This window comes from Caulobacter sp. D5, from assembly GCF_003185805.1.
Lineage (GTDB): Bacteria > Pseudomonadota > Alphaproteobacteria > Caulobacterales > Caulobacteraceae > Caulobacter.
In genome coordinates this window covers 1-2,328 of record NZ_QHJY01000287.1, presented here as the reverse complement: position 1 = coordinate 2,328, position 2,328 = coordinate 1, and the positions used below count along the sequence as shown (strand labels likewise).

The window sequence follows — 2,328 nt, the reverse complement described above, 5'->3', positions numbered from 1 at the left end:
GGCTCCGGTCGAGTCGACCACCCCGACGCCTTACGTGACCCCCGGCCTGGAAGCCGCCGCCGCCGCTGGCGGTTCGGCCGACGCCGTGGCCGCCGCCGCCAAGGCCCGCAAGGAAGCCGAGGCCCAGGCCGCGCCCGAGGCGATCGCCAATCTCGGCGCGCCGTTCAAGTCCAAGGGCGCGATGTACGGCGCGGCTCCGGCCGACTCGTCGGGCGTGATCCTGCAGGCCCGCAAGTCGACCTCGCTGGTGGTGCGCGGCGCCGACGGCGCGGTCTACTTCACCCGCTGGCTTTCGGCGGGCGACGCCTTCCGCGCCCCGCGCACGCCGGGTCTGGTGGCCGACATCGCCGAGCCGGGCGCCGTGGACGTGTTCGTGGGCGGGGTGCTGACGACGCGCCTGTCGGCCCCGCAGACGCCTCTGGCCAAGCTGGTTCCGGTCGCGCCGAAGCCCGCCCCGAAACTCACGGCGACCCCGGCCGCTCCGGCGCCGGCCAAGCCGCAGTAGGGTCTTTGGTCGAAGCCTTCGCGCTCGGGCCTTCTATCCGTCACCAAGACCCACTAGATTGGCGCCATGGCCGCTGACCACACCCACGTTCGTCCCTGGCGCATGATCGAGCGCCGCAAGTCGCGCAAGATCCGCGTCGGCAGTGTCGAGGTGGGCGGCGACGCGCCGATCTCGGTCCAGTCGATGACCAACACCCTGACCAGCGACGCCGCCGCGACGCTGAATCAGATCCGCCAGCTGGAAGAGGCCGGCGCCGACATCGTCCGCGTCAGCTGCCCGGATGTGGACAGCACCGAAGCCTTAAAGATCATCGCCCGCGAGGCGAAGGTCCCGCTCGTGGCCGACATCCACTTTCACTACAAGCGCGGCATCGAGGCGGCGAAGGCCGGGGCGGCCTGCCTGCGGATCAATCCGGGCAACATCGGCAGCCCCGATCGCGTGCGCGACGTCGTCAACGCCGCCAAGGACCACGGCTGCTCGATCCGCATCGGCGTCAACGCCGGTTCGCTGGAGCGCGAGCTGCTGGAGAAGTACGGCGAGCCGTGCCCCGACGCCATGGTCGAGAGCGCGCTGAATCACGCCCGCATCCTGCAGGATCACGACTTCCACGAGTTCAAGATCAGCGTGAAGGCGTCCGATCCGTTCATGACGGTGGCCGCCTATCACCAGCTGTCGGAACGCATCGACTGCCCGCTGCACCTGGGCGTCACCGAGGCCGGGGCCCTGCGCACCGGCACCGTGAAGAGCGCCATCGGCATGGGCTCGATGTTGTGGGCCGGCATCGGCGACACCATCCGGGTCAGCCTGGCCGCCGATCCGGTGGAAGAGATCAAGGTCGGCTTCGACATCCTGAAGTCGCTGGGCCTGCGCCACCGCGGCGTCAACATCATCGCCTGTCCGTCCTGCGCCCGTCAGGGCTTCAACGTCATCAAGACGGTGGAGCAGCTGGAGGAGCGCCTGGCCCACATCGCCACGCCGATGTCGCTGTCGATCATCGGCTGCGTGGTCAACGGCCCGGGCGAGGCGCTGATGACCGACATCGGCTTCACCGGCGGCGGGGCCGGGGCGGGCATGGTCTACATGGCCGGCAAGCCCGACCACAAGCAGTCCAACGAGGGCATGATCGACCACATCGTCGAGCTCGTTGAGAAGAAGGCGGCCGAGCTGCAGGCGGCCAGCGCCGCCAAGGCGATCGCGGCGGAGTAGAGCGGGCGGCGGGAAGGCCTCTCGCCGGCGTCGTCGCAAAAGCTTCAATTTTTCAAAGGGGTGTGCGGATGTCGCCGCCTCGTGTCGGTCTGAATTATTTCGATAACGACACTATGTTGCAGCTAGACTGTGCAATTGACCGCGTCTAGGTTGCGCCCTGTAACTTTGAGTTGGGGGCTATCATGAACACCTATATTCGCGGCGCGTCGCTGTTCCTGGCGGCGGCCTCCCTGAGCGCGTGCGCCACCGTCACGCGCGGCACCACCCAGTCGTTCACCGTCGAATCCTCGCCGCCGGCCGAGGTGAAGACCTCGACGGGCTTTTCCTGCCCGTCGACGCCCTGCACCCTGAAGCTGCCCCGCAAGGAAGGCTTCACGGTCACGGTGACCAAGGCCGGCTACAAGACCCACACCTCGGAAGTCGTCAGCAAGATGAGCGGCGGCGGCGGCGCGGCCCTGGCCGGCAACGTCCTGGCCGGCGGCATCATCGGCATGGGCGTCGACGCCTCGAGCGGCGCGCTCAACGACCTGACGCCCAACCCGCTGAAGGTGGTGCTGGAGCCGGAAGTCGCCGCGGCGCCCGCGGCTGAAGCCGCCGCCGCCCCGGCCGCCGCGAGC

General features: G+C 69.1%; 2 protein-coding genes and 1 pseudogene. All 3 read left to right on the top strand.

Annotated elements, in window-relative coordinates:
* Nucleotides 1-505, top strand: a pseudogene (locus DMC18_RS26125) (helix-turn-helix domain-containing protein); the annotation flags it as partial.
* Nucleotides 506-571: 66 nt separating this feature from the next.
* Entirely contained in the window at nucleotides 572-1,711 is a 1,140-nt protein-coding gene (gene ispG / locus DMC18_RS18005) for a flavodoxin-dependent (E)-4-hydroxy-3-methylbut-2-enyl-diphosphate synthase (protein ID WP_110120209.1), read from the top strand.
* 182 nt (nucleotides 1,712-1,893) lie between these two features.
* A partial coding sequence (locus tag DMC18_RS18000) for a translation initiation factor 2 (protein ID WP_110133166.1) occupies nucleotides 1,894-2,328 on the top strand: 435 nt, incomplete at its 3' end.